Source organism: Streptomyces sp. NPDC005195, assembly GCF_040608315.1.
Lineage (GTDB): Bacteria > Actinomycetota > Actinomycetes > Streptomycetales > Streptomycetaceae > Streptomyces > Streptomyces kaempferi.
On record NZ_JBEXHZ010000203.1, the window covers coordinates 1 to 3,199 of the forward strand.

At 71.2% G+C, this 3,199-nt stretch carries 3 protein-coding genes and 2 pseudogenes; 1 reads left to right on the forward strand and 4 read right to left on the reverse strand.

From position 1 onward, the window contains the following. Positions 1 to 166 precede the first annotated feature (166 nt). The 3 genes and pseudogenes from ABZV34_RS37935 to ABZV34_RS37945 all read right to left on the reverse strand — a co-directional run. Complete coding sequence (locus ABZV34_RS37935; RefSeq protein WP_356287390.1) at positions 167 to 514, reverse strand: tetratricopeptide repeat protein; 348 nt, start codon at positions 512 to 514, stop codon at positions 167 to 169. A gap of 115 nt (positions 515 to 629) precedes the next feature. Next, positions 630 to 1,070 (reverse strand): MarR family winged helix-turn-helix transcriptional regulator, encoded by a 441-nt coding sequence (locus tag ABZV34_RS37940; RefSeq protein ID WP_356287393.1) that lies wholly within the window; start codon positions 1,068 to 1,070, stop codon positions 630 to 632. 209 nt (positions 1,071 to 1,279) lie between these two features. Beyond that, a pseudogene (locus tag ABZV34_RS37945) lies at positions 1,280 to 1,732 on the reverse strand (MarR family transcriptional regulator); the annotation flags it as partial. A gap of 188 nt (positions 1,733 to 1,920) precedes the next feature. Here ABZV34_RS37945 and ABZV34_RS37950 point away from each other — a divergent pair. Next, a complete protein-coding gene (locus tag ABZV34_RS37950; protein ID WP_356287396.1) occupies positions 1,921 to 2,886 on the forward strand; it encodes a pirin family protein in 966 nt (321 codons plus the stop codon). 138 nt (positions 2,887 to 3,024) lie between these two features. Here the strand turns inward: ABZV34_RS37950 and ABZV34_RS37955 are convergent. Beyond that, positions 3,025 to 3,199, reverse strand: a pseudogene (locus ABZV34_RS37955) (cytoplasmic protein); the annotation flags it as partial.

Sequence of the window (3,199 nt, forward strand, 5' to 3'; positions counted from 1 at the left end):
GGGCCGGACACCTCGGTGTCCGGCCCGCGCGCTGGGGCATCGGCCTCTTCCGTCCGCACCGGCCCAGGGCGATTCCCGCCAGGAACCTTGCGGGTGTCCCGTGGAGGGGGCGACGTCACGGAGAACGTCAGGGGCCACCGCGGTGTTCGGTTCCTTCAGGCGGCGCTCACACCTGCTCGAAGTCGCCCGCGAGCGCCGAGGCGATCCGCAGATGCGACTCGGCCTCGTCCTGGCGTCCCTGGCGCTGGAGCGTGCGGCCCAGCATCAGCCGGGCGTAGTGCTCCACCGGGTCGAGCTCCACGAGCGTACGCAACTCCGTCTCAGCGCGGCGCAGTTGGGCGGAGTGGTAGTACGAACGTGCCAGCAGAAGCCGGGGACCCACCTGCTCCGGCACCTCCTCCACCAGCCCGGCCAGGACCCGCGCGGCCCCGGCGTAGTCCTTGGCGTCGAAGAACGACCGCGCTCGCTCCCAGCGCTCCGCGGCCGTCCCCTGGTCGTAGTACTCCATGTCCACTGCTGACCTCCTTCGAGCGCCTCAACGGAGCGCATTGGTTGAATATTCCACGAACGCGGACGGGGTCGGTCCTCAGGGCGTCCGGGGCCCGTGCCCGGACCCGGGGACCGGTGTCCTAGGCGCCCGCGAGCTCCGCGTCGGCCCGTTCCGTCACCAGGGTCAGCACCCGGCCCACGGTCGCCAGATCCTCGGCCGGGATGCCGGCGTAGAGCCGGGCCGCGATCGCGTTCCCGTCGGTGCGGATCCGCTCGAACAGCTCTGCGCCGTGCTCGGTCAGCGACACGGTGACGGCGGTCGGCTCCGCCAGCAGCCCGAGAGCCGTCATCTCGTCGACGGTCCGGCGGGCTGCCGATTCCTCGATCTTCAGTGCCCCGGTCAGGCGGGCCACGAGCCGTGCGCGCTCGACGGTTCCGCCCTGGTCCGAGACGGCTCGCAGGGCCACCGACTGGTGGAAGGTGGTCCCGGTGCGGGCGAGCACGTTCTCCAGGACCGCGCGGCTCGCGTAGTGAGCCAGGCCAATGAGCCGGCCGTTGACCGGGGGAGTGGTGGTGGTCATGACTACTCCTCGTCAGAACGTTGCTGATCGGAATGCTTCTGCGTGGGATGCGCCAGATCGGACGGTGGGTTGCCGGATGACATGTGACTGGAAGGGGCTCGGCCGGACGGTGCCTGTGCGGGCGGTGCCTGCGCGGACGGTGGGCAGCCCGCGGGTGCGTGATCGGAACGCGTCATCTCGTCGCCGGTGCCTGCGGACTGATCGGCGCGGGGGTCGAGCGAGACGCCGAGCAGGGTCGCCAGCTCGCCGCTGAACACTCGCGTGCGCTCGCCGTCGAGCCCGCCGAGGGGATCGAGGAGCTGGTCGAGCAGTCCGTGGACCACGCCGATCGCACGGCGGGCGACCGTCTGCCCGTCCTGTGTGAGGGACAACCGGACGGCCCGGGGATCGGCCGGATCCCGCGTGCGGTCGACGATGCCCGCCGTCTCCAGGGAGCGGGCCAGCTTCGAGACGTAGAGCGGTTCGAGTCCGGTGTGGTCGGCGAGCTGCCGCTGGCTGGGCCGCAGCCCGGCGTGGTGCATGCCGTACAGCGACGCGACCAGCGAGTACTGGGCGTGGGTCAGGCCCAGCGGCGCGACCGCGCGGTCGACGGCCACCCGCCACTTCATCGACAGGCGCCAGACGAGGAAACCGGGGGTCGCGTGCTCGAACACCGAACTCATGGAAAATACCGTACATGGCTATAATATCCATGGCTACTGTTCTCGGGAGGCCCGGACCGATGTCGTAGCCGCCTCCGACCGTGGTCCTGGGACCGCCAGGTACGCGCATCGGTTCTGAGCCACCCGCCGGTCCCGGCGCAGGGGGGATGACCTGACGGACGGTCCTCGACGGGGCTAGGTTGTGCGCCATGAGCAATCTTGATCGCGACGCAGTTCCCGCCCTGTGCGGTGGCCGCGGGTTCGTGGTGGCCGAGCCGGTGCGTGAACTCCTCAGTCCCCGCCGGGTCAAGCTCGGCGAGTCCACCGAAGTCCGGCGCCTGCTGCCCAACCTGGGCCGCCGCATGGTCGGCGCCTGGTGCTTCGTCGATCACTACGGCCCCGACGACATCGCCGACGAGCCGGGCATGCAGGTCCCGCCGCACCCGCACATGGGACTGCAGACCGTCAGCTGGCTGCACGAGGGCGAGGTCCTGCACCGTGACTCCACGGGCAGCCTGCAGACGATCCGCCCGCGGGAACTGGGCCTCATGACCTCCGGCCGCGCCATCAGCCACTCCGAGGAGAGCCCCAAGGCGCACGCCCGCCTCCTGCACGGAGCGCAGCTGTGGGTCGCCCTTCCCGACGGCCACCGGCACACGGACCCGCACTTCGAGCACCACGCCGAACTGCCCCTCGTCACGGCGCCCGGCGTCAAGGCCACGCTCATCCTGGGCACCGTCGACGGCACGCCGTCGCCCGGTACGACGTACAGCCCGATCGTCGGTGCCGACCTGGCCCTGGCGAACGGCGCCGACGTACGCCTGCCGCTGGAGCCCGACTTCGAGTACGCCGTGCTGTCCATGTCGGGCGAGGCCCACGTCGACGGCGTACCGGTCCTCCCGGGCTCGATGCTCTACCTCGGCTGCGGCCGCACCGAACTGCCCTTGCGCGCCGCGTCGGACGCGTCGCTCATGCTCCTCGGCGGCGAGCCGTTCGAGGAGGAGCTGATCATGTGGTGGAACTTCATCGGGCGCTCCCAGCAGGAGATCGAGGAGGGCCGGAAGGAGTGGATGGAGGGGTCCCTATTCGGTGAGGTGGTGGGTTACGACGGGGCGCCACTGGCCGCTCCCCAACTCCCGCCGGTGCCGCTGAAGCCGCGAGGGCGAGTGCGCTGAACCGCGGTTGCGCTCGTCGAGCAGGTATCCGTGACGCGCGGCCGGCGTTCTGGGGCCCGCGGGTCCGGGCGTCGTCGCACGCGTGGGCCGGGCCCGCCGACCCAGGGCGGCGCCCCCGCGTGGACCGGGCCCCCCGCCCTATGAAGTGACCCGGTCGGACGTCGGCCAGACGTACGGCAGATCGTCGGGAACGTCCGGGAAGAACGGGATGTAGATCTCCGGTGCCTTGCGCACCAGTGCCGACTGGTGGCTGCGGTGGAACGCGGGGTCTCCCAGCCAGGGCGGAAGCTCGTCGTCGGCGGCGAGCTGTTCC

What these genes read in the sequence shown, in the direction of transcription:
- ABZV34_RS37940 (WP_356287393.1), bottom strand. Translation starts at nt 1,070, where the DNA reads ATGACCACCACCACTCCCCCGGTCAACGGCCGGCTCATTGGCCTGGCT.
- ABZV34_RS37950 (WP_356287396.1), top strand. Translation starts at nt 1,921, where the DNA reads ATGAGCAATCTTGATCGCGACGCAGTTCCCGCCCTGTGCGGTGGCCGC.